The 20,545-nt window shown below is 72.6% G+C and carries 19 protein-coding genes; 6 read left to right on the top strand and 13 right to left on the bottom strand.

The window, feature by feature from the left end:
* Positions 1 to 33: 33 nt before the first annotated feature.
* From SHK17_RS20170 to SHK17_RS20185, 4 genes are all read right to left on the bottom strand, one after another.
* On the bottom strand, positions 34 to 1,572 hold the full coding sequence (locus tag SHK17_RS20170; protein WP_322920524.1) for a hypothetical protein: 1,539 nt from the start codon (positions 1,570 to 1,572) through the stop codon (positions 34 to 36).
* Positions 1,556 to 2,263 carry an ATP-binding cassette domain-containing protein gene (locus SHK17_RS20175; protein WP_172267810.1) on the bottom strand — a complete coding sequence of 236 codons (708 nt, stop codon included), beginning with the start codon at positions 2,261 to 2,263 and terminating at the stop codon, positions 1,556 to 1,558. The genes SHK17_RS20170 and SHK17_RS20175 overlap by 17 nt, the downstream gene beginning before the upstream one ends.
* A 223-nt stretch (positions 2,264 to 2,486) precedes the next feature.
* Positions 2,487 to 4,709 carry a 3-hydroxyacyl-CoA dehydrogenase NAD-binding domain-containing protein gene (locus SHK17_RS20180; RefSeq protein WP_322920525.1) on the bottom strand — a complete coding sequence of 741 codons (2,223 nt, stop codon included), beginning with the start codon at positions 4,707 to 4,709 and terminating at the stop codon, positions 2,487 to 2,489.
* A 97-nt stretch (positions 4,710 to 4,806) separates the two neighbouring features.
* On the bottom strand, positions 4,807 to 6,018 hold the full coding sequence (locus tag SHK17_RS20185) for an acetyl-CoA C-acetyltransferase (RefSeq protein WP_172267816.1): 1,212 nt from the start codon (positions 6,016 to 6,018) through the stop codon (positions 4,807 to 4,809).
* A gap of 96 nt (positions 6,019 to 6,114) precedes the next feature.
* Between SHK17_RS20185 and SHK17_RS20190 the strand changes: the two genes are divergently transcribed.
* From SHK17_RS20190 to SHK17_RS20200, 3 genes are read left to right on the top strand one after another with little or no spacing between them, the layout of a single operon-like run.
* The gene (locus SHK17_RS20190; protein ID WP_322423528.1) at positions 6,115 to 6,735 is read left to right on the top strand and encodes a helix-turn-helix domain-containing protein; all 621 of its coding nucleotides are present in this window, start codon (positions 6,115 to 6,117) and stop codon (positions 6,733 to 6,735) included.
* The gene (locus SHK17_RS20195) at positions 6,732 to 8,066 is read left to right on the top strand and encodes a cation:proton antiporter (RefSeq protein WP_322920526.1); all 1,335 of its coding nucleotides are present in this window, start codon (positions 6,732 to 6,734) and stop codon (positions 8,064 to 8,066) included. The genes SHK17_RS20190 and SHK17_RS20195 overlap by 4 nt, the downstream gene beginning before the upstream one ends.
* A 35-nt stretch (positions 8,067 to 8,101) precedes the next feature.
* Complete coding sequence (locus tag SHK17_RS20200) at positions 8,102 to 9,004, top strand: NAD(P)H-binding protein (RefSeq protein WP_322423529.1); 903 nt, start codon at positions 8,102 to 8,104, stop codon at positions 9,002 to 9,004.
* Here the strand turns inward: SHK17_RS20200 and SHK17_RS20205 are convergent.
* The 5 genes from SHK17_RS20205 to SHK17_RS20225 all read right to left on the bottom strand — a co-directional run bounded on the left by SHK17_RS20205 (position 8,987) and on the right by SHK17_RS20225 (position 14,264).
* Complete coding sequence (locus SHK17_RS20205; RefSeq protein ID WP_172267825.1) at positions 8,987 to 9,673, bottom strand: CPBP family intramembrane glutamic endopeptidase; 687 nt, start codon at positions 9,671 to 9,673, stop codon at positions 8,987 to 8,989. The genes SHK17_RS20200 and SHK17_RS20205 overlap by 18 nt on opposite strands.
* A gap of 10 nt (positions 9,674 to 9,683) precedes the next feature.
* Positions 9,684 to 10,760, bottom strand: coding sequence for an LLM class flavin-dependent oxidoreductase (locus SHK17_RS20210; protein WP_322423530.1), 1,077 nt, complete (start codon positions 10,758 to 10,760; stop codon positions 9,684 to 9,686).
* A 70-nt stretch (positions 10,761 to 10,830) separates the two neighbouring features.
* Positions 10,831 to 11,955 (bottom strand): carboxylate-amine ligase, encoded by a 1,125-nt coding sequence (locus SHK17_RS20215; RefSeq protein ID WP_172267831.1) that lies wholly within the window; start codon positions 11,953 to 11,955, stop codon positions 10,831 to 10,833.
* Between the two features lie 141 nt (positions 11,956 to 12,096).
* Positions 12,097 to 13,614 carry a DEAD/DEAH box helicase gene (locus tag SHK17_RS20220; RefSeq protein ID WP_322920527.1) on the bottom strand — a complete coding sequence of 506 codons (1,518 nt, stop codon included), beginning with the start codon at positions 13,612 to 13,614 and terminating at the stop codon, positions 12,097 to 12,099.
* 218 nt (positions 13,615 to 13,832) lie between these two features.
* Complete coding sequence (locus SHK17_RS20225) at positions 13,833 to 14,264, bottom strand: ArsI/CadI family heavy metal resistance metalloenzyme (RefSeq protein WP_322920528.1); 432 nt, start codon at positions 14,262 to 14,264, stop codon at positions 13,833 to 13,835.
* Between the two features lie 87 nt (positions 14,265 to 14,351).
* Here SHK17_RS20225 and SHK17_RS20230 point away from each other — a divergent pair, with 87 nt between their 5' ends.
* Genes SHK17_RS20230 through SHK17_RS20240 form a run of 3 tightly spaced genes read left to right on the top strand, consistent with a single transcriptional unit; the run spans position 14,352 to position 16,188 of the window.
* On the top strand, positions 14,352 to 14,708 hold the full coding sequence (locus SHK17_RS20230; protein WP_322423532.1) for an ArsR/SmtB family transcription factor: 357 nt from the start codon (positions 14,352 to 14,354) through the stop codon (positions 14,706 to 14,708).
* Positions 14,705 to 15,796, top strand: a complete 1,092-nt coding sequence (gene arsB / locus SHK17_RS20235) for an ACR3 family arsenite efflux transporter (protein WP_322423533.1) — start codon at positions 14,705 to 14,707, stop codon at positions 15,794 to 15,796. The genes SHK17_RS20230 and arsB overlap by 4 nt, the downstream gene beginning before the upstream one ends.
* The gene (locus SHK17_RS20240) at positions 15,793 to 16,188 is read left to right on the top strand and encodes an arsenate reductase ArsC (protein ID WP_322920529.1); all 396 of its coding nucleotides are present in this window, start codon (positions 15,793 to 15,795) and stop codon (positions 16,186 to 16,188) included. The genes arsB and SHK17_RS20240 overlap by 4 nt, the downstream gene beginning before the upstream one ends.
* A 3-nt stretch (positions 16,189 to 16,191) precedes the next feature.
* On the opposite strand, the gene SHK17_RS20245 is transcribed toward SHK17_RS20240, so the two are convergent.
* The 4 genes from SHK17_RS20245 to SHK17_RS20260 are packed head-to-tail and all read right to left on the bottom strand — an operon-like array spanning position 16,192 to position 20,540.
* A complete protein-coding gene (locus tag SHK17_RS20245; protein WP_172267843.1) occupies positions 16,192 to 17,226 on the bottom strand; it encodes a substrate-binding domain-containing protein in 1,035 nt (344 codons plus the stop codon).
* A 10-nt stretch (positions 17,227 to 17,236) separates the two neighbouring features.
* Positions 17,237 to 18,709 (bottom strand): GH1 family beta-glucosidase, encoded by a 1,473-nt coding sequence (locus SHK17_RS20250; protein ID WP_322920530.1) that lies wholly within the window; start codon positions 18,707 to 18,709, stop codon positions 17,237 to 17,239.
* Positions 18,706 to 19,524 (bottom strand): carbohydrate ABC transporter permease, encoded by an 819-nt coding sequence (locus SHK17_RS20255; RefSeq protein WP_322423536.1) that lies wholly within the window; start codon positions 19,522 to 19,524, stop codon positions 18,706 to 18,708. The genes SHK17_RS20250 and SHK17_RS20255 overlap by 4 nt, the downstream gene beginning before the upstream one ends.
* The gene (locus SHK17_RS20260) at positions 19,521 to 20,540 is read right to left on the bottom strand and encodes a carbohydrate ABC transporter permease (protein WP_253943028.1); all 1,020 of its coding nucleotides are present in this window, start codon (positions 20,538 to 20,540) and stop codon (positions 19,521 to 19,523) included. The genes SHK17_RS20255 and SHK17_RS20260 overlap by 4 nt, the downstream gene beginning before the upstream one ends.
* Positions 20,541 to 20,545 lie beyond the last annotated feature (5 nt).

Below are 20,545 nucleotides of genomic sequence, written 5' to 3' on the forward strand. Positions count from 1 at the left end.
CAAACAGTCAAGCCTGACTTTTTCCGCGGGCGGTCACACGGCGGCGACGGTGAGCACAATCCGCGCCCGCTCCTCGCCGACCAGCCAGCGACGGCGTGCCCGGGCCAGGCGTACGCCCGACCAGGCGAGGAACGGCACGGCGAGCACGACGGGGAGCCAGACCCACGGGCTGGCCGCGGCGGTGGTGAAGACGATGCCGGTCAGCGTCGTCACCAGCGACAGCTTGCCGGCGTAGCCGGCCATCGCGGCGTGCGGCGCGGGCGTCGCGCGGGGCGAGGCCAGGTCGACGGAGTAGGGCGAGCGGACCGACCAGGTCATCACGATCGCCAGGACCTGGAGCAGCACGACCAGCCAGCACGCGGCGACGGAGACGCCGACGACGAGCGGCGGCAGCCCGTTGCGCAGGAGGGCCAGCACGATCGTCACGCCCGACACCATGGCCATGCACTCGACGACCACGAGGGTGCGGACGTCGAACACGTCGGCGGCGCCGACCGGCAGGGTCTCGCGCCAGACCATGCCCTTGCCGTCGAGGCACCAGGCGTTGACGCCGAAGAGCAGCGCCGCGCCGCTCGCCGTGAGGCCGGGGAGCAGCATCACCGAGCTCCACTCGAGCCCGGCGACGAGGGCGACCAGCCCCGGTCCGAGACCGAGCACCAGCAGGCCCCGGCGCATGCCGACCGAGCGCCACACCGAGTCGCGGTCGAGCCGGTGCAGCAGCGCGCGGTCGGGCGAGCCCCAGCGGGGCTCGGGCGCGGGGCGTGCCTCGTGGACGCCGGACTGCACCCGCAGCTCCTCGCGCGGCGGGAGGCCGAGCGCCCAGGCCGCCGGGCGGGCGCCGAGCACGACCGCGGCGGCCGCGAGGACCAGGAGGGCCAGGACGGCGACGGGCCAGTCGGGGGTCTGGCCGGTCTCGGCGACCCACGTCGTCGGCAGCGACCGGACGAGCGGGCCGAGCGCACCGGCCAGGTGCAGGCCCGCGAGGAGGAGGACGACGCCGCCGGCGACCACCCGGACCACGACCACCCCGTGGGCCGTACGACGCACGCCCTCGGCGGCCCAGCCGACCGCCTGGCCGAGCGCTGTGGCGGCGAGGACCCAGGCCAGCACCACGAGCTGGGCGCCGAGGAGGCGTCCGGGGGCGCTGACGAGCGCGGTGACCGCGAGCAGGGCCCACGTCTGGACGAGCCAGGCGAGGTTGAGCGGCGCGAGGAGCAGGGCCCCGAGGTGCTCGGTGACCGGGCTGACGGGGTGGATCGCCGCCTCGCTGCGCGACAGGAGCTCGCGGCCACCGCCGCTGCCCATCGAGGCGCTGATCGCCAGCAGGAGGACGCCGACGTAGGTGGCGCCGAGGTTGCCCTCCAGCGTGGCGAGCGCCCGGGTGAGGCGCGCCGACTCCACCGAGGCGGGGTCGAAGCCCGCCGGCCCGACGCCGAAGGCGGCGGTGAGGGCGAGGACCACGACCAGGCCGGCGACGGCGGCACCCGGACGTCGTACGCCCGCGGTGCGGAAGGCCAGCAGGTGACGGGTGTCGCGGGCGGCCTCGAGCCAGGTGTCAGTCGAGGAGCGCACGGTAGGCCTCGCCGGTGAGGTCCGCTGCGTCCATGGCGGCGACCCGGTTGCCGCCGCGCAGGACGACCGCGTCACCGCAGGCCTCGAGGGCCAGGTCACGCAGGTGGGTGGAGAGCAGCACGCAGGCGCCGCGGGCGCGGGCGTCGGCGACGACCTCCAGGGTGGCCTCGACGCCGAGGGGGTCGACGCCGTCGAACGGCTCGTCGAGGAGCAGCACCGCCGGCTCGTGCAGGGCCGCGAGGACGACGCTGAGGCGGCGGCTCATGCCGTGGCTGAACCCGCCGACGACCCGGTGCGCGACGTCGCCGAGCTCGAAGCGCTCGAGCAGGTCGCGCCCGCGCTCCTCCCACTCGTCCATCCGGCGCAGGCGGGCGCTGAGCTGGAGGTGCTCCCACGGGGTCGCGCGCGGGACCAGGCCGCCGACGTCGGGGCAGTAGCCCACCGACCGCTTGACGGCGAGCGCCTCGGTGGCGGCGTCGTGGCCGGCGACGGTGACCACGCCCGCGGTGGGCGGGACCACGCCGGCGAGCACCTTCATGGTGGTCGACTTGCCGGCTCCGTTGCGGCCGAGGAGCGCCGTGGCCTGGCCGCTGTCGGCGCTCAGGTCGACGCCGGAGACGGCCTCGACGTCACCGAAGCGCACGTGCAGGTCGCGCACCACGACGGCCGGCTGGGAGAGGGGCTGGTCCACCGCTCGATTCTGCCGCCTGACCACCACACCCTGCAGCCGAATGGGCACTTCCTGCCCGTCCTGACCCCCGACCGGGCACTTCGTGCCCGTCCTGACCCCCGACCGGGCACTTCCTGCCCGTCCTCAGCGCCGACCGGGCACTTCCTGCCCGTGGTGCGGCACGAAGTGCCCGGTCGGTGCGCGTGACGGGCACGAAGTGCCCGGTCACGTGTAGTTCGGGAGGTCAGGCGGGGAAGGACCGGCCGCTCGCCGCCAGCTCGCGGAGGTACGCCGTGGGGCGGAAGCGCTCGCCGTAGGCCTCGGCGAGCTCGTCGGCGCGGGCCAGGAAGGCGTCCAGGCCGATCGGGCCGACGCCGTGGCCGGTCTCGTCGAGGGCCTGCCAGCCGGTCATGAACTGGGCGGCGCCGCCGGTGAGCGCCGGGAAGCCGATGCCCATGATCGAGCCGATGTTGGCCGCGGCGGCGGAGGTGATGACGCCCTCCTCGAAGCACTTCGCGGTCTCGAGCGCCTCGATGAACAGCATCCGGTCGCGCACGTCGCGGATCGGGGGCTGCTGCTCGGCGACGGGGAACGTCTCGGCGAGCCCGGGCCACAGCGTCGTACGCCGGCCGTCCTCGTCGTAGTCGTAGAAGCCGGCGCCCTTGAGCCGCGAGGGCCGACCGAGACCGATCATCGTGGCGATCACGTCGCCGGCCGGGTAGTCGCCGAGCTCGATGCCCTCACGCGCGGCGGCGTCCTCGGTGGCCTTGCGGATCTTGGCCATCAGCTCCATGTTGAGCTCGTCGCTGATCTGCAGCGGCCCGACCGGGAAGCCGGCCGACGTCGCGGCCCGCTCCAGCGAGACCGGGTGCACGCCCTCGGCGAGCATCGTGAGGCCCTCGTTGATCTGGGTGCCGATGACGCGAGAGGTGTAGAAGCCGCGCGCGTCGTTGACCACGATCGGCGTCTTGCGGATCTGCTGCACGACGTCGTAGGCCCTGGCGAGCGCCACGTCCGAGGTCTCCGCGCCGCGGATGATCTCGACCAGCGGCATCTTGTCGACGGGGCTGAAGAAGTGCAGGCCGATGAAGTCGGCCGGGCGGTCGACGCCGATGGCCAGCTCGGTGATCGGCAGGGTGGAGGTGTTGGAGCACAGCAGCGCGTCGGCGTCGACGTACGGCGCCACCTCGGCGAAGACCTTGGCCTTGAGCGAGGGGTCCTCGAAGACGGCCTCGATCACCAGGTCGCAGCCGGCGAGGTCCTCGGGCGAGGCGGTGGCGGTGATCCGGCTCAGCAGCTCGTCGGCCTTCTCGGCCGTGATCTTCCCGCGCTCGACACCCTTGGCGTTGAGCTTGGCGGTGTAGGCCCTGCCCTTCTCGGCGGCCTCGACCGAGACGTCCTTGAGGACGACCTCCATGCCGGCGCGGGCGCAGGAGTAGGCGATCCCGGCGCCCATCATCCCGGCGCCGAGCACGCCCACCTTGGTGGCCTGCCAGCGCTCGATGCCCTGCGGGCGCAGCGAGCCCGAGTTGATGGCCTGGAGGTCGAAGAAGAAGGCCTGGATCATGTTCTTGGCCTGCTGGCTCACCACGAGGTTGGTGAAGTAGCGGCTCTCGATGCGCGAGGCGGTGTCGAAGTCCACCTGCGCGCCCTCGACCGCGGCGCTCATGATGGCGCGCGGGGCGGGGTAGACGGCGCCCTTGGTCTGCTTGCGCAGCAGCGCCGGGAAGGCCGGCAGGAACTGCGCGAGCGCCGGGGTCCTGGGAGTGCCGCCGGGCATCTTGTAGCCCGCGCGGTCCCACGGGTTGCGCGCCGCGTCCTCGTCGTCGCGGTGCTCGAGGACCCACGCCCGCGCGGCCGGCAGCAGCTCCTCGCGGGTCGCCACGAGCTCGTCGACGAGGCCCTTGGCGAGCGCGCCCCGCGGGTCGAACTGCGTGCCGGGCATGAGGACGTCCATCAGGGCCGACTGCAGCCCCAGCATGCGTACGACGCGGGTGACCCCGCCGCCGCCGGGCAGCAGGCCGAGCGTCGACTCCGGCAGGCCGATCTTCACCGAGCGGTCGTCGACGGCGATGCGGTGGTTCGCGGCCAGTGCGATCTCCAGGCCGCCGCCGAGCGCGGCGCCGTTGATCGCCGCCACGACCGGGCGGGGAAAGGTCTCGAGCCGTCGCAGGCTGGCCTTGACGGCCTCACCCATCGCGAAGATCTCCTCGGCGTCGTCCGGGGTGGCGCTCATCATGTTCTTGAGGTTGCCGCCGGCGAAGAAGGTCTTCTTGGCGCTCGCGAGCACGACGCCGGTGACGTCGTCCTGCTCCTCGTGCAGGCGGGCGACCGCCGCCTCCATGGACGACTGGTAGAGCTCATTCATGGTGTTGGCGCTGGCCGTCGGGTCGTCGAGGGTCAGGGTGACGATGCCGTCGGCGTCGCGGTCGTAGCGGACGGCGGTCTGGGTGTCGGTGGAAGTCATGGGGATTCCTGTTCTGCCGGGGTGGTCCAGTGGCGAGTGGTCGTCCGAACGGCCCTGGGACAGCCAGTTCTCACTGGACTACCCGGGGGCCGGAGTGTCAGACGAGCTCGACGATGGTCGCGATGCCCATCCCGCCGCCGACGCAGAGCGTGGCGAGGCCGCGCCTGAGGTCGCGGCGGGCGAGCTCGTCGACGAGGGTGCCGAGGATCATCGCGCCGGTGGCGCCGAGCGGGTGGCCCATGGCGATGGCGCCGCCGTTGACGTTGGTGACGTCGTGGCTGATGCCCATGTCGCGCATGAACCGCATCGCGACCGCGGCGAAGGCCTCGTTGATCTCCCACAGGTCGATGTCCTCGACCTCGAGGCCGGCGCGGGCGAGCGCCTTGCGGGCGGCGGGCGCGGGGCCGGTGAGCATGATCGTCGGGTCGGCGCCCGAGACAGCGGTCGAGACGATGCGGGCCCGCGGGGTCAGCCCGAGCGACGTACCGACCTCCTCGGTGCCGATCGCCATCACGGCGGCGCCGTCGACGATGCCCGAGGAGTTGCCGGCGTGGTGGACGTGGTCGATCGCGGGGACCCAGTGGTACTTCTCCAGCGCGACGTCGTCGAAGCCGGCGTCGCGGCCGATCTGCGCGAACGACGGCTTCAGGCCGGCGAGGCCCTCGACCGAGGTGTCGGGGCGCACGGTCTCGTCGCGGTCGAGCACGGTGACGCCGCTGAGGTCCTTGACCGGGACGACGGCGTCGTCGAAGTAGCCGTTGGCCCACGCCTTCGCGGCGCGGTGGTGGGACTCGGCGGCGTAGGCGTCGACGTCCGCCCGGCTCCAGCCCTCGATCGTGGCGATGAGGTCGGCGCCGATGCCCTGCGGCACGAAGCCGGTCTGGAGCGCGGTGGCCGGGTCCATCGCCCAGGCGCCGCCGTCGCTGCCCATCGGCACGCGGCTCATGGACTCGACGCCGCCGGCGATGATGAGGTCCTCGAAGCCCGAGCGCACCCGGCCCGCGGCCTGGTTGACGGCCTCGAGGCCGGAGGCGCAGAAGCGGTTGAGCTGCACGCCGGCGACGGTCTCGGGGTAGCCGGCCTTGAGGGCGGCGGTCTTGGCGATGTCGCCGCCCTGGTCGCCGATGGGGGTCACGACGCCCAGCACGACGTCGTCGACGCGCGCGGTGTCCAGGGTGGGGTTGCGGGTCTTGAGCTCGTCGAGGAGTCCGACGACCAGGTCCACCGGCTTCACCTCGTGCAGCGAACCGACGGCCTTGCCGCGGCCGCGAGGTGTGCGGATGTGGTCGTAGACGAATGCTTCTGCCATACCGGCGATTGTGACAGCATTACTGTCACAGTCAAAGGGGTGTGGCGCGGGTCACCGGAAGTGGGTCGTTGGGCCCGCAGAGGGGAGGATGGCGAGGTGGAGACCGACGTGGGCACCGACAGGACGACCGGCGGGGAGACCGACGAGCTGCTCACCCTCGACGAGCTCACCGAGCGCACCGGCGTCAGCGCCCGCAACGTCCGGTTCTACGCCTCCCGCGGCCTGGTGCCGCCGCCCGTGCGCCGCGGCCGCTCCGGCTACTACGGGCCCGACCACGTCGCGCGCCTCGAGCTCGTGCGCGAGCTGCAGGGCCACGGCTTCACCCTCGCCGCGATCGAGAAGTACGTCGAGCAGATCCCCGCGACCGCCACGCCCTCCGACATCGCTCGTCACCTCTCGCTCCTCGCCCCGGTCACCGGCGACCGCGACGTCGACGTGCCGGGCGGCCTCTCCGGGATGGGCATCTCGCCCGAGGCGGCCGCGGCCGTCGCCGAGGTGTACGCCGAGCACGGACGGCAGGTCGCCCACGAGCTCTCGGAGATCGTCCGCACCATGGTGTGGCCGCAGTTCCGCGAGCACGGCTACACCGCCGAGCAGCTGCGCGAGTTCATCCACCGGCTCAAGCCGTTGACGATCGCCGGGCTGGTGACCGCCTACGAGCAGGCGATCGACGAGAGCCAGGCCTCCTACGACGGCAAGCGGTCGGCGCCCCGATGACCGGCGCCGTCGTCTACCTCGTCCTCGGCCTGTCGCTGCTGCTGGCCACGCTCCTGCCGCACATCACCCGCCGGGTCGCGCTCTCGCCGCCCATGGTGCTCGTCGGGGTCGGCCTCGCGATCGGCCTGCTGCCCATGGCCGACGACGTGAACCTGCGCCCGGAGGACAACCACGCGCTCATCACCCACGTCACGGAGTTTACCGTGCTGGTCTCCCTGATGGGCGTCGGCCTGGCGATCGACCGGATCCTCGACGTGCGGTCGTGGCGATCGTGGCGCACCTGGTCGCCGGTGTGGCGGCTGCTGCTGGTGGCCATGCCCCTCACCATCCTCGGCACGATGCTGCTCGGCTGGTGGGTGGCCGGTCTCGCGCCCGCCGTCGCCCTCCTGCTCGGCGCCGTCCTCGCGCCGACCGACCCGGTGCTGGCCTCCGACGTCCAGGTCGGCGAGCCCCTCACCGAGGACGTCGCCGAGGCCGAGGCGGAGACCGAGGACGAGGAGGAGGTCGAGGAGGACGACGACATCCGGTTCTCCCTCACCGCGGAGGCCGGGCTCAACGACGGCCTCGCCTTCCCCTTCGTGCACCTCGCGCTCCTGCTGCTCGCCGGCGGCTTCGGGCTGGCCGACGTCGGCACCTGGCTGGGCTGGTACGTCGTGGGCAAGATCGCCGTCGGCCTCGTCGTCGGCGTGGGCGCCGGCTGGCTGTTCGGACGCCAGGCGTTCCACGCCCGCAACGAGAAGCTGCGCCTGGCCGACGCCGGGGAGCCGCTCCTCGCCCTCGCGGCGCTGCTGACGTCGTACGGCGCGGCGGAGCTGGTCGGCGGCTACGGCTTCCTCGCCGTCTTCGCCTGCGCGGTGCGGCTGCGCTCGTCCTCGCGCGGCCACTCCTACCAGCGCGCCATGCACGGTGTGGTCGAGCGCCTCGAGCGCCTGATGACGCTGCTGGTGCTGCTCGTCCTCGGCATGGCGATGACCCAGGGCCTGCTCGAGCACCTGGACTGGCGTGGGGTCGTCGTGGCGCTCGCGCTCGTGCTGGTGGTGCGCCCCCTCGCCGGCTACCTCTCCCTCGCGGTGCTCGCGCGCGACGAGGACGAGGAGGGCGGGCTGGACCGCGGCGAGCTCGCCGCGGTGGCCTTCTTCGGCGTGCGCGGCATCGGCTCCCTGTTCTACCTGGGCTACGCCGCCAGCCACGAGCACCTGCCCGACGAGCCGTGGCTCTGGTCGACGGTCGCCTTCACGATCATCGTCTCGGTGCTGCTCCACGGGGTCACCGCGACCCCGGCGATGGCACGCCTCGACGCGCGCCGCCAGCGCGAGGCCGGCACCGGCTGAGGCCCGCGCGAGGGTCCGGCTGAGAGGGTGGTCCCATGACCACCGTTCTCGTCACCGGCGCCACCGGCTTCATCGGACGCCGCCTGGTCCCGGCCCTCGTCGAGGAGGGCCACGACGTCCGCGCGATGACCCGGCGTCCCGACTCCTACGACGGTCCCGGCACGGCGGTCGGGGCCGACGTGTCCGACCGCGCGTCGCTGGACCGGGCCCTCGAGGGCGCCGACGTCGCGATCTACCTCGTCCACTCCCTCGACGACCCCGACTTCGAGCGCAAGGACGCCCAGGCCGCCCGCAACTTCAGCGCGGCCGCGGCGGCCGCGGGCGTCAGCCAGATCATCTACATGGGCGGGCTCGGCGACGACGACGACGACCTGTCCGCGCACCTGCGCTCGCGACGCGAGGTGGAGGGCCTGCTCGGCGCGGACGGCGTACCGGTCACGGTGCTGCGCGCCGCCATCGTGGTGGGCCACGGCGGCATCTCGTGGGAGATCACCCGCCAGCTGGTCAAGAACCTGCCGGCGATGGTCGTGCCCAGGTGGGTCGGCACCCGCACGCAGCCCATCGCGCTCGACGACGTGGTCCGCTACATCGTCGGCGTGGTCGGCAACGAGCAGGCGATGGACCGGGTCTTCGAGATCGGCGGCACCGAGCAGCTCACCTACCTCGACATGATGAAGGTCGCCGCGCAGGCCATGAACGGCCGCACGATCCCGATCATCACCGTGCCCGTGCTGACGCCGCGCCTGTCGTCGCGCTGGCTGGCGCTGGTCACCGACGTCGACGCCACCACCGGGCGCAACCTCATCGACTCGATGACGCACGAGGTCGTCGTCACCGACACCTCGATCCGCGACGTCGTGCCCGGCGAGCCGCTGTCCTACCGCGAGTCCGTACGCCGGGCGCTGGCCGAGCGGCAGGCCTCAGAAGAGAAGCGGTAGCAGGAACAGCATCGACAGCGACCACGTGATGTGGGTCAGGATCGGCGCCAGGATGCCGCCGCTAGCCCGCCGCTCCAGGCCGCACACCGCTCCCAGCAGGATGGCCGCGAAGGCGAGCATGACGTTGCCGGTCGCGAGGGTCGCGACGACGTAGGCGAGGGTGGTCCACAGCACGGGGTGCCGCGGGATGGCGGCGTACATCGCGCCGCGGAAGAACAGCTCCTCGGCGATGCCGTTGAAGAACGTGATGATCGCCAGCACCGTCAGCGAGCCCTCGTCGGCGTACTCGAGCACGGAGCTGACGTAGCGCGCGAGCGGGTCGATCTCGCGCACCACCAGCGAGCCGAGGACGAAGATGCCGACCATGAGCAGCCCGAGCAGGATCGGCGCGAGGATCGGGCGGATGAAGACCTCGCCCTCGCCGGCGATCCGGCCGAGGTGGAGGCGGCCGGAGAGGAAGGCGCCCGCGGCCCACACCCCCGCCAGCACGATGGCGGCGACGTAGAAGGTGTTGCCGCCCGGCTCGAGGCGCAGCGAGTACCCCAGCACCGCCGCCCCGACCAGGACGACGACGGCCGCGACCAGCTGCCGGCGGCGGAACGCCTCGGCGCTGTCGCGCTGGTCGCGCGGGACCACGTCCCACAGGGACCGCTGGATGAAGGTGCGCATGCCACCCACCCTAGGAAACGGTCAAGAGCTCGCGGACGCGAGGGATGACTTCCTCGCCGTAGAGGCGGATCGACTCGAGCCGCTGCTCGTGCGGCAGGGAGCCGACGGAGTACTTGAGCTGGAAGCGGGACAGGCCCAGGGTGCGGACCGCCCAGGCGATCTTCTGGGCCACCGTCTCCGGCGAGCCGACGAAGAGGGCGCCCTGCGGGCTGGCGGCCTGCTCGAAGGCGATCCGGCTGTAGGGACCCCAGCCGCGCTCGCGGCCGATGCGGGTCACGACCTCGGCCTGGTGCGGGTAGAGCTGGGCGCGGGCCTCGTCGTCGGTGGCGGCGACGTGGCCCGGGGAGTGCATGCCGATGGGCAGCTCCGGGAGACCCAGCTGGCCGAGCGCGTCGCGGTAGAGGTCGGCCAGCGGGACGAACGCCGCGGGCGAGCCGCCGATGACGGCGAGCATCAACGGCATGCCGTAGCGCGCCGCGCGCACCACGGACTCCGGCGTGCCACCGACCCCGATCCACGCGGGCACCCGACCGGCCGCCGTGGTGGGGTAGACCCGCTGGTCGACCAGCGGCGGGCGGAAGCTGCCCTCCCACGACACCGGCTGCTCGGACTGGAGCGCGGCGAAGAGGTCGAGCTTCTCGGAGAACAGCCGGTCGTAGTCCGCGAGGTCGAGGCCGAACAGGCCGAACGACTCGATGAACGAGCCGCGGCCCAGCTGCACCTCGGCGCGCCCACCGGAGACGGCGTCCAGCGTCGCGAACCGCTCGTAGACGCGGATCGGGTCGTCGGAGGAGAGCACCGTGACGCCCGTGCCGAGGCGGATCCGCTCGGTGCGGCCGGCGATCGCGGCCAGCACCACGTCGGGTGCGGTGATGGCGTAGTCGGGGCGGTGGTGCTCACCGAGGCCGACGTAGTCGATGCCCACCCGGTCGGCGAGCACCGCCTCGGCCACGACCTCGCGGAGCGTCTCGGCGTGGTTGCCCGGCGCACCGTCGAGCGGGGCGTCGCCGAAGGTGTCGAGCCCGAGCGAGGGGTGCTCCCTCGTGCCGAGCACGCTGTGGTCGAAGGGGGCGGTCGAGCCGGACATCGGACTCCTCAAGGTTGGTTGAAGAGTGAACCATGGCCGCGATGCGGCCATTCCCGACAGCCGGCGGGCCTCACTCCCCGGCCGTGATGCGGGCCAGCGCCACCACCGCCTGCGCACGGGACTCGTCGTCCTGCGCCGCCTCCAGCAGCTCGCGCTGCCGGCGGGCACCCGTGCCGTCGGCGAGGAGCCGCGCCAGCCCCGCCGACACGAGGTCGTGGTCGCCGGCGTCGCGCAGCGCGTCCCCGACGTGCTCGAGGAGGTCGGCCACGACGTCGGCGGCGGGCCGCGAGGTGCCCGTGGGAGGGTGCACGAGCTCGCCGGTCAGCCCGTAGCGACCGGCCTTCCACCCCGCGAGGCGGATCAGCGGCGCCGGTACGTCCGGAGCCGCCACTCCCTCGGACCAGTGGCGTGCGGCGGTCTCGACCAGCGCACGGGCGAGGGCGGCGACCACGACGGTGTCGCGGACGTCGAGGCAGACGTCGGCCGTGCGGATCTCCACGGTCGGGTGCCGTGCGGACAGCCGCGCGTCGGTGTAGACCATCGCCTCGTCCACCAGGACGTCGGTGGCCAGCATCGCCTCGACGTAGCGGCGGTAGGCGTCGGCCGAGCCGAGCAGCGGCGTGGGCCCGGAGCTCGCCCAGCGCATCATCATCTGCGACCGGTAGCTCTCGTAGGCGGTGTCGAGCGACTGCGACCAGGGGGAGTTGGCGCTGATCGCGAGCAGCAGCGGCAGCCACGTGCGGATCCGGTCGAGGACCCCCACCCCCTCGTCGGCACCCGAGACCTCGACGTGGACGTGGCACCCGCACACGAGCTGCTCGGCGATGGTGAGGCCGTAGCGCTGCGCCATCACGTCGTAGCGCGGACTGCGCATGACGCGGGTGTCGCCAGCGAGCGGCGAGGTCCCGGACGCGAGGACCCGGGCGCCGACCTCGAGCGCGCCGGCGCGGGCACGCTCGCGCCACGCGCGCAGGGCGTCCTCGAGCGCTGCCAGGCTGCGGACGGGCGGGGTGTCGGTCTCGACCTGGGTCTTGTGGAGCTCGTGCCCGATCGAGCCACCGTGGTCGTCGCTGGGTGCCGGGTCCTGCCGCTCCCTGGCCTCTGCAGCCCGGATCACCTCCGAGGCGACGTTGCGCGGCTCTCCCGAGCGCGCGTCGACGAGGACCAGCTCCTCCTCCACCCCCAGTGACCGCATGCGTCGATCCAAGCACCGCCCGGCGTGGCCGCGGCCCATCTCTTCGGGCAGGGATGTGAGCGGCGCTGAAATGGGGTTCGCCCGTGAGTCCCTCGGGAACTCACGGGCGAACCGCTGAGCTGGTGCGTCAGCCGGTGCGGGTCAGCGACCGCGGCTGAACGACGACGCGCTGTGGGCGCCGGAGCGCGGGGCCGAGGCGCCGGACTGCCCACCCTGGCCGCCGCGACGACGGCGGTTGCCGCCACCGCCCTGGCCGCCGCCGGAGGCCTGACCGCCCTGGGCGCCGGCCGAGCCCTGGCCGCCGCCGGAGCGACGACGCTGGCCGCCACCGGCGGGGGCGCTGCCGCTCTCGCTGGTGTAGGTGGTCGGGTTGCCGCGGCGCGACTGGCCGTTGGTCTGGCCGGTGCGGCGGGCGCGCTTGCGCTGCGCGTTGCCACCGGTGGAGCGACCGCCCCCGGTGGAGACCGGGACGTCGACGACCAGGCCGCCGGGCACCAGCGTCCGCTCGCCGGGCGCGAGCTGCTCGAGCACCGGGTGGCCGGGGCCGTTGACCTTGGTGGTGGTCGGCTTGATCCCGGCCAGACGGGTCAGGTCGCGCACGTCGCGCTGCTGCTCGTCGGTCATGAGGGTGATGACGGTGCCCTCGGCGCCGGCGCGCGCCGTACGACCCGAGCGGTGCAGGTAGGCCTTGTGCTCGACCGGCGGGTCGGCGTGCACGACCAGCGCGACGTCGTCGACGTGGATGCCCCGGGCCGCGATGTCGGTGGCGACCAGCGTCGTGGCGGTGCCGGCGTGGAACGCCTCCATGTTGCGGGTGCGCGCGTTCTGCGACAGGTTGCCGTGCAGCTCGACGCTGGGCACGCCCGACTTGTTGAGCTGGCGGGCGAGGGCCTTGGCGCCGTACTTGGTGCGGGTGAAGACGACGGTGCGACCGGGGGCGCTCGTCAGGTCGACCAGCACCGGCACGCGCTGCTCGCGGCTCAGGTGCAGCACGTGGTGGTGCATGGTGCCGACGGGCGACTGCGCCGAGTCGGCCTCGTGCGTGGCCGGGTCGGTGAGGAAGCGCTTGACGAGGACGTCGATCGCCTTGTCGAGCGTGGCCGAGAACAGCATCCGCTGGCCGTTGCGAGGGGTCTTGTCCATGATGCGCCGCACGCCGGGCAGGAAGCCGAGGTCGGCCATGTGGTCGGCCTCGTCGAGGATGGTGACCTCGATCGCCGAGAGGTCGGCGTAGCCCTGGCCCATGAGGTCCTCGAGGCGGCCGGGGCAGGCGATGACGACGTCGACGCCCTTCTTGAGCGCGGTGGTCTGCGGGCCCTGGCCGACGCCGCCGTAGATCACGACGGTCGAGAGGCCGGCGGCCTTGGCCAGCGGGGCGAGCGAGGCGTGGATCTGGCCCACGAGCTCGCGGGTCGGGGCGAGGATCAGCGCGCGCGGCTTGCGCGGCATCGCCGGCAGCTTGCTCTTGTCGAGGCGAGACACCAGGGGGAGGAGGAAGGCGTACGTCTTGCCGGAGCCGGTGCGGCCACGGCCGAGGACGTCGCGGCCGGCGAGGCTGTCGGGCAGCGTCGCGGCCTGGATCGGGGTGGGAGTGGTGATGCCCTGCTGCTCCAGGATCTGGGCGAGCGAGGACGGGACGCCGAGGGCGGCGAAGGTCATGTGAGTTGCTTTCGGTTGGCGTCTCGCCACCGTGAGCCGCTGCGCTGGACGTGTGCGGCGTACGTGCCTCAGAAGTGAGGGAAGGAGCCGCTGTCAAGCGGCGACCTGCGCCCGGGGCAAGACCGGCCGGGCGTCTGTGGACCCAACGCTAGCGTGACGGGTGGTGTTCCCGTGAATCGTTCGCGGTGTGAGTCCCGCCTCGGACGCAGGTCGACTCCTCAGGCGCAGCAGGGCGCGGCGTCCCCGACCAGCTGCTCGCGGGACTCCTCGACCACCACCTCGGTGAGGTCGTCGGTGATCGTGTAGACCTCCCAGCGCTCGCCGTCGGGCGTGCCCTGCACCCAGAACTTGTCCTGCTTGGCGTAGCAGCACGTGGTGTCGCGCTCCTCGGTCGTGGCGAGGCCGGCTGCGGCCAGGCGGGTGAGCTCCGCGTCGACCGTGTCGACGTCCGACACCTCCACGCCGAGGTGGTTCACGCTGCCGCCGTGCCCGGCGTTCTCGATGAGGACGAGCTTGAGGGGCGGCTCGGCGACCGCGAAGTTCGCGTAGCCGGGACGGACCTTGTGCGGCGCCGTGCCGAAGAGGGTGGAGTAGAAGGCGATCGACGTCTCGAGGTCGTCGACGTTGAGGGCGAGCTGCAGGCGGGACATGGTGGCGCTCCGTTCACGTGGGTTCATATAGATGGATGTCGATGTCCCGAGGTTGCACTACGCATCGACGTCTGTCAATATCGACGGGTGTCGAAGTCTGCGCTCACCCTGACCCCCGTCGAGACCGCGGCGTGCTGCTCCCCCCTGCTGCGCGAGCCCCTCTCCACCGTCCAGGCCGAGCGCGTCGCCCCGCTCCTCAAGGCGCTGGCCGACCCCGTCCGGCTGCGGCTCGTGTCGATCGTCGCGGCCAGCGAGGGCGGCGAGGCCTGCGTCTGCGACCTCAACGACGCCTTCGACCTCTCCCAGCCGACCATCAGCCACCACCTCAAGGTGCTGCACGACGCCGGCCTGCTCGACCGCACCAAGCGGGGCGTGTGGGTCTACTACGCCGTACGCCGCGAGGTGCTCGCCGACGTGGCCGCCCTCATCGGCGGGAGCGCGTGAGCGCCGATGGCGAGGTCGTCGACCGGCTCTCGACCCTCGACCGCTTCCTGCCACTGTGGATCGGTCTGGCCATGGCGGGCGGGCTGCTCCTCGGCCGCACGGTGCCCGGAATCGACGACGCACTCTCGGCGGTCGAGGTCGGCGGGGTCTCGCTGCCCATCGCCGTAGGACTGCTGGTGATGATGTACCCGGTGCTCGCCAAGGTCCGCTACGACCGCCTCGACACCGTCACCGCTGACAGGCGCCTGCTCGTGGCGTCGCTCGCGCTCAACTGGCTCGTCGGCCCGGCGCTGATGTTCGCGCTGGCCTGGACGATGCTGCCGGACCTCCCCGCCTACCGCACGGGGCTCATCATCGTCGGCCTCGCGCGCTGCATCGCCATGGTCATCATCTGGAACGACCTCGCCTGCGGCGACCGGGAGGCCGCGGCGGTGCTCGTGGCCCTGAACTCGGTGTTTCAGGTCGTCGCCTTCGCCGGTCTCGGCTGGTTCTACCTCGAGGCCCTCCCGCGCCTGCTGGGTCTCGACGGTGCGGCGCTCGACATCTCGGCGTGGGAGATCGCCGCGTCCGTGCTGGTCTTCCTGGGGGTGCCACTGCTGCTGGGCTGGCTGTCACGGACCTACGGTGAGCGGGTCCGGGGCCGGGAGTGGTACGAGTCGGCGTTCCTGCCGCGGGTCGGGCCGTGGGCGCTCATCGGCCTGCTCTTCACGATCGTCGTGCTGTTCGCGCTCCAGGGCGAGCAGGTGACCGACCGGCCGCTCGACGTGGCACGCATCGCGCTCCCGCTGCTGGTCTACTTCGCGCTCATGTGGGGAGGCGGCTTCGTGCTCGGCCGCCTCCTCGGCATGTCGTACGCCCGTACCACCACGCTGGCCTTCACCGCCGCCGGCAACAACTTCGAGCTGGCCATCGCCGTCGCCATCGCGACCTTCGGGGTCACGTCGGGTCAGGCCCTCGCGGGCGTCGTGGGTCCGCTCATCGAGGTTCCCGTGCTCGTCGCCCTCGTCTACGTCAGCCTTGCCCTGCGCGACCGCTTCCCCCACCCCGACACCGACCCCGTCCCGTCCGTCCAGGAGAGCGCCCGATGACCACGCCCACCGTCCTGTTCGTCTGCGTCCACAACGCCGGCCGCTCCCAGATGGCCGCCGGCTGGTTGCGCCACCTCGCCGGGGACCGGGTGGAGGTCCTCTCGGCGGGCTCGGCCCCGGCCGCGTCGATCAACCCCGTGGCGGTCGAGGCGATGGCCGAGGTCGGCATCGACATCGCCGGCCAGCAGCCCAAGGTGCTCACCCCCGAGGCGGTGCAGACCTCCGACGTGGTGGTCACGATGGGGTGCGGCGACGCCTGCCCCTTCTACCCCGGCACGCGCTACGAGGACTGGGCTCTCGACGACCCGGCCGGACAGGGCATCGAGGCCGTCCGACCGATCCGCGACGAGGTGCGGCGGCGTGTCGAGGAGCTCGTGGCGTCCCTCGCCTGAAGCTCAGGCGCTGGCGCGGCGCACGAGGGTCGGCGGGATGATCAGCCGCATCGGGTGGCTGGTGCCGACGTGGTCGACCCGCTCGAGCAGCAGCCGCGTCGCGCGCTCGGCCATCTCGACGACCGGTTGCCGCACCGTCGTCAGCGACGGGGACGTGCGCTCGGCGACCCCGAGGTCGTCGTAGCCGACGACCGCGATGTCGTCCGGCACCCGGCGGCCCAGCTCGGCCAGCACCCGCAGCGCGCCCGCGGCCATCAGGTCGGAGGCGACCACGAGGCCGTCGAGGTCGGGGAAGCGCTCCATCAGCTCCCGGGCGGCGAACACGCCGCTCTCCTCGGTGAAGTCGCCGTGGGCGACGGCGTCGACCGGCAGGCCGGCGGCCGTCATGGCCTGGCGCCACCCGGCGAGGCGGTCGGCGGCGGCGGTCATGTCGGAGGGACCCGCGATGGTGCCGATCCGCGTGCACCCGCGGCCGATCAGCACCTCGGTCGCCTCGCGCTCGCCGGCGGTGTTGTCGACGTCGACGTAGGCCACCTGGTCGCCGCCCGTCCACGGCCTCCCGCCGAAGACGCAGGGCAGGCCGATATCGGCGAGGTGCTCGGCGAGCCGGTCCTCGCGGTGGTGGGAGACGACGAGCGCGCCGTCGACGTGGCGGTTGGTGAGGTAGCGAAGCGTCCTGGCCGTCGAGGCGCCCGGACGGGCGAGCAGCAGCACCAGCTGGATGTCGCGCTCGCCGAGCACCCGGGTGACCCCGCGCAGGGTGCCGGCGAAGAACGGGTCGCTGAAGACGCGGTCGTCGGGCTCGGGCACCATCACCGCGATCGAGTCCGTGCGCCGGGTGACCAGGCTGCGGGCCGCCGGGTTGGGGACGTAGCCGAGCGTGCGCACCGCCGTGTCGACCGCGGACTGCGCCCGGGCACTGACCCGCTCGCCTCCGTTGATCGCCCGCGAGGCCGTGGCGCGCGAGACGCCGGCGACGCGCGCCACCTCGTCGAGCGTGGGCGAACCCTGGCCCGACGAGGTGCGCGGCGTGGTCACCCGCGCCACGCTAGCCGCCCAGCGACTCGGTCGCGGGCAGCATGCCGGTCCGCGAGAGCTCGGCGTACCAGTGGGCGCTCGACTTGGGGGTGCGCAGCTGCGTGTCGTAGTCGACGTGGACCAGGCCGAACCGCTTGGCGTAGCCGAAGGCCCACTCGAAGTTGTCGCAGAACGACCACTGGAAGAAGCCGCGGACGTCGACGCCCTCGTCCACGGCCAGGTGCACCGCGCGGAGGTAGGAGTCGAGGAACGCGATCCGGTCGGGGTCGTGGACCGCGCCGTGCTCGTCGGGGACGTCCGCGAAGGCGGCGCCGGTCTCGGTGAGGTAGATCGGCAGGCGCGGGTAGTCGTCGTGGAGGCGGCGCAGCAGGCGGTGGAGGCCCTCGGGCTGGATCTCCCAGCCCATGTCGGTGACCGGAAGCCCCCGGCTCGGGAAGGTCACGTGCTCGGAGCCGACGAACGGCGACACCGCGACCCGGTCGGGTCCGTCCGCGCCGACGCCGACGACGTCGGTGCGCAGGTGCCCCGAGACCTCGTTGCCGTGGTAGTAGTTCACGCCCAGCACGTCGATCGGCGCGGAGGTGATGGCCAGGTCGCCGTCGCGCACGACGTCGTACCAGGGCTTGCGCTGCCACGTCAGGTGGGAGGTGTCCTCGAGCAGGTCGGCGGGGTAGGAGCCGCGGAAGACCGGGTCGAGGAACAGCCGGTTGTGCAGCGCGTCGATGCGGCGGGCCGCGTCGACGTCCACCGGGTCGTCGGGGTCGCTCGGGTCCGGCACGGTGAGGTTGAGGCTGAGGCCGAGGCGGTCGGCGCCGCGGCTGCGCAGCTCGGTGGTGACCAGGCCGTGGCCCAGCAGCAGGTGGTGCGCCGCGACCAGCCCGGCCGCCCCCTCCTGCCGGCCCGGGGCGTGGTGGCCCGCGGTGTAGCCCAGCAGCGAGGAGCAGAACGGCTCGTTGAGCGTCGTCCACGTTGGCACGCGGTCGCCGAGCACGTCGTGCACGGCCAGCGCGTAGTCGACGAAGCGGTGGGCGGTGTCGCGGTTGGTCCACCCGCCCGCGTCCTCGAGTGCCTGCGGCAGGTCCCAGTGGTAGAGCGTCAGCCAGGGGGCGATGCCGTGGCGCAGGAGCTCGTCGACGAGCCGGTCGTAGAAGGCCAGTCCGGCCGGGTTGACCGGTCCCGCGTCCGGTCGCACGCGCGGCCAGCTCACGGAGAACCGGTAGGACGTGGCGCCGAGGTCGGCGAGCAGGGCCACGTCGGAGGGCATGCGGTGGTAGTGCTCGCACGCGACGTCGCCGGTGTCCCCTCCCATCACGGCGCCGGGGACGCGGGAGAAGGTGTCCCAGATGGAGGGCGTGCGTCCGTCCTCGGCGACGGCCCCCTCGATCTGGTAGGACGCGGTGGCCATGCCCCAGGTGAAGTCCGCCGGGAAGCGGACCTCCCCGGTGCTCACCGCGTCGTCGAGGGGCTTGCTCTGGACGGTCATCCCTTGACTGCTCCTTGCATGATGCCGGCGACCAGCTGGCGGCCGGTGAGGACGAACAGGATCAGCAGCGGCACGGTGGCCAACGTGGCTCCGGTGAGGACCAGGCTGTAGTCCTTGAAGAAGCCGCTCTGCAGCTGGTTGAGCGCGACCTGGACGGTGGGGTTGTCCGCCGGCAGGGCGATGAAGGGCCAGAAGAAGTCGGTCCAGGTGGCCATGAACGTGAAGAGCCACAGGATGGCCGCGGCCGGCCGGGCCGCCGGGCCCACGACGTGCCACACGACCCGGATCTGTGAGCACCCGTCCATCCGCGCGGCCTCGATGAGCTCGTCGGGCACGGCGTCGACGAGGTACTGGCGCATGAAGAACACCCCGAACGCCGTCACGAGCGTGGGCACGATGATTGACCACGTGGTGCCGGTCCAGCCGAGCTCGGACATCAGGATGAAGAGGGGTACGACGCCGAGCTGGGTGGGGACGGCCATGGTGGCCACCACCCCGGCCAGCAGCAGGGACCGGCCGCGGAACCGCAGCTTGGCGAAGGCGTAGCCGGCCAGGGTGCCGAAGATGACGGTCGAGGTGGCGCAGACCGAGGCGACCAGCACGCTGTTGCCGACGGCCTTCCAGAACGGGACGGTGTCGATGACCCGGCTCGCGTTGTCGAGGAAGTGGCCGCCGGGCAGCAGCGGGGGCACGCCCTGGGCGGCCACCTGCGCGGTGTGGGAGCCGAGCAGGAAGGACCAGTAGAACGGGGCCGCGGAGCCGATGACGAAGGCCGCGAGCAGGCCGTAGACGAGGAAGCCGGGACGTCTGGTCACTTGTCCGCCCCCAGGCTCCCGATGCGCTTGATGAGGACGAGGTTGACCAGGGCGATCAGGAGGATGAGCACGAAGAGCATCCAGGCGGTCGCCGAGGCGCGGCCGAGGTCGCGCAGCTGCCAGCCGAAGTCGTAGACCAGCATCGTGATCGTGCCGAACTGGCGGTCGCTGCCGCCGTTGCGCGCGGTCGTCTCGTCGAAGAGCCGCGGCTCGGCGAAGATCTGCAGGCCGCCGATCGTGGAGGTGATGATGACGAAGATCATCGTGGGGCGGATCATCGGCAGCGTGATGGAGAGGAACTGCCGCACGCGGCTGGCGCCGTCGAGCGAGGCCGACTCGTAGAGGTCGCGCGGCACCGCCTGCATCGCGGCGAGGAAGATCAGGGCGTTGAAGCCGGTCCAGCGCCAGTTGACCATCGTGGCGATGGCCACGTGGCTGGCGAACCGGTCGGTGTGCCAGGAGATGGGGCCGATCCCCACGGTGCCGAGCAGCTCGTTGAGCAGGCCGTAGCGGTCACCGAAGACGCTGCCGAAGATGATCGCCACCGCGACCGGGGAGACCACGAACGGGAGCAGGATGCTCATCCGCCACCAGGTCCGACCGCGCAGCTGGTTGTCGAGCAGGCCGGCGAGGACCACCGCGATGATGACCTGCGGTACGGACGAGAGCACGAAGATGCTCAGGGTGTTGACGACCTGCTTGGAGAAGTAGGGGTTGGCCCAGACGTCGCGGTAGTTCTGGAGTCCGACGAAGTCGCCCTGGCCACCCAGCAGGCTCCAGTCGTGGACGGACACGTAGGCGGTGTAGGCCAGCGGGAACGCCCCCACGATCGCGAACACGATGAAGAACGGGGAGATGTAGAGGTAGGGCGCGGAGCGCACGTCCCACGCCGCGCGGCGCTCGCGCCACGAGCGCCGGACGACCGGCTCCGTCCCGCCGGGCCGACCCGCCCGGGGCGGGGAGGTGGTGGCCTCCCCGCCCCGGGACCCGGTGGGGTCGAGTGTCTGCTGGGACAAGGGAC

Source organism: Nocardioides renjunii (genome assembly GCF_034661175.1).
GTDB classification, from domain to species: Bacteria; Actinomycetota; Actinomycetes; order Propionibacteriales; family Nocardioidaceae; genus Nocardioides; species Nocardioides renjunii.

Bases quoted from the DNA above. Each gene is read 5' to 3' on its own strand.
- SHK17_RS20180 (WP_322920525.1), bottom strand. From the start codon at position 4,709: ATGACTTCCACCGACACCCAGACCGCCGTCCGCTACGACCGCGACGCC.
- SHK17_RS20185 (WP_172267816.1), bottom strand. From the start codon at position 6,018: ATGGCAGAAGCATTCGTCTACGACCACATCCGCACACCTCGCGGCCGC.
- SHK17_RS20195 (WP_322920526.1), top strand. From the start codon at position 6,732: ATGACCGGCGCCGTCGTCTACCTCGTCCTCGGCCTGTCGCTGCTGCTG.
- SHK17_RS20200 (WP_322423529.1), top strand. From the start codon at position 8,102: ATGACCACCGTTCTCGTCACCGGCGCCACCGGCTTCATCGGACGCCGC.
- SHK17_RS20205 (WP_172267825.1), bottom strand. From the start codon at position 9,673: ATGCGCACCTTCATCCAGCGGTCCCTGTGGGACGTGGTCCCGCGCGAC.
- SHK17_RS20210 (WP_322423530.1), bottom strand. From the start codon at position 10,760: ATGTCCGGCTCGACCGCCCCCTTCGACCACAGCGTGCTCGGCACGAGG.
- SHK17_RS20215 (WP_172267831.1), bottom strand. From the start codon at position 11,955: ATGCGGTCACTGGGGGTGGAGGAGGAGCTGGTCCTCGTCGACGCGCGC.
- SHK17_RS20220 (WP_322920527.1), bottom strand. From the start codon at position 13,614: ATGACCTTCGCCGCCCTCGGCGTCCCGTCCTCGCTCGCCCAGATCCTG.
- SHK17_RS20225 (WP_322920528.1), bottom strand. From the start codon at position 14,264: ATGTCCCGCCTGCAGCTCGCCCTCAACGTCGACGACCTCGAGACGTCG.
- SHK17_RS20240 (WP_322920529.1), top strand. From the start codon at position 15,793: ATGACCACGCCCACCGTCCTGTTCGTCTGCGTCCACAACGCCGGCCGC.
- SHK17_RS20250 (WP_322920530.1), bottom strand. From the start codon at position 18,709: ATGACCGTCCAGAGCAAGCCCCTCGACGACGCGGTGAGCACCGGGGAG.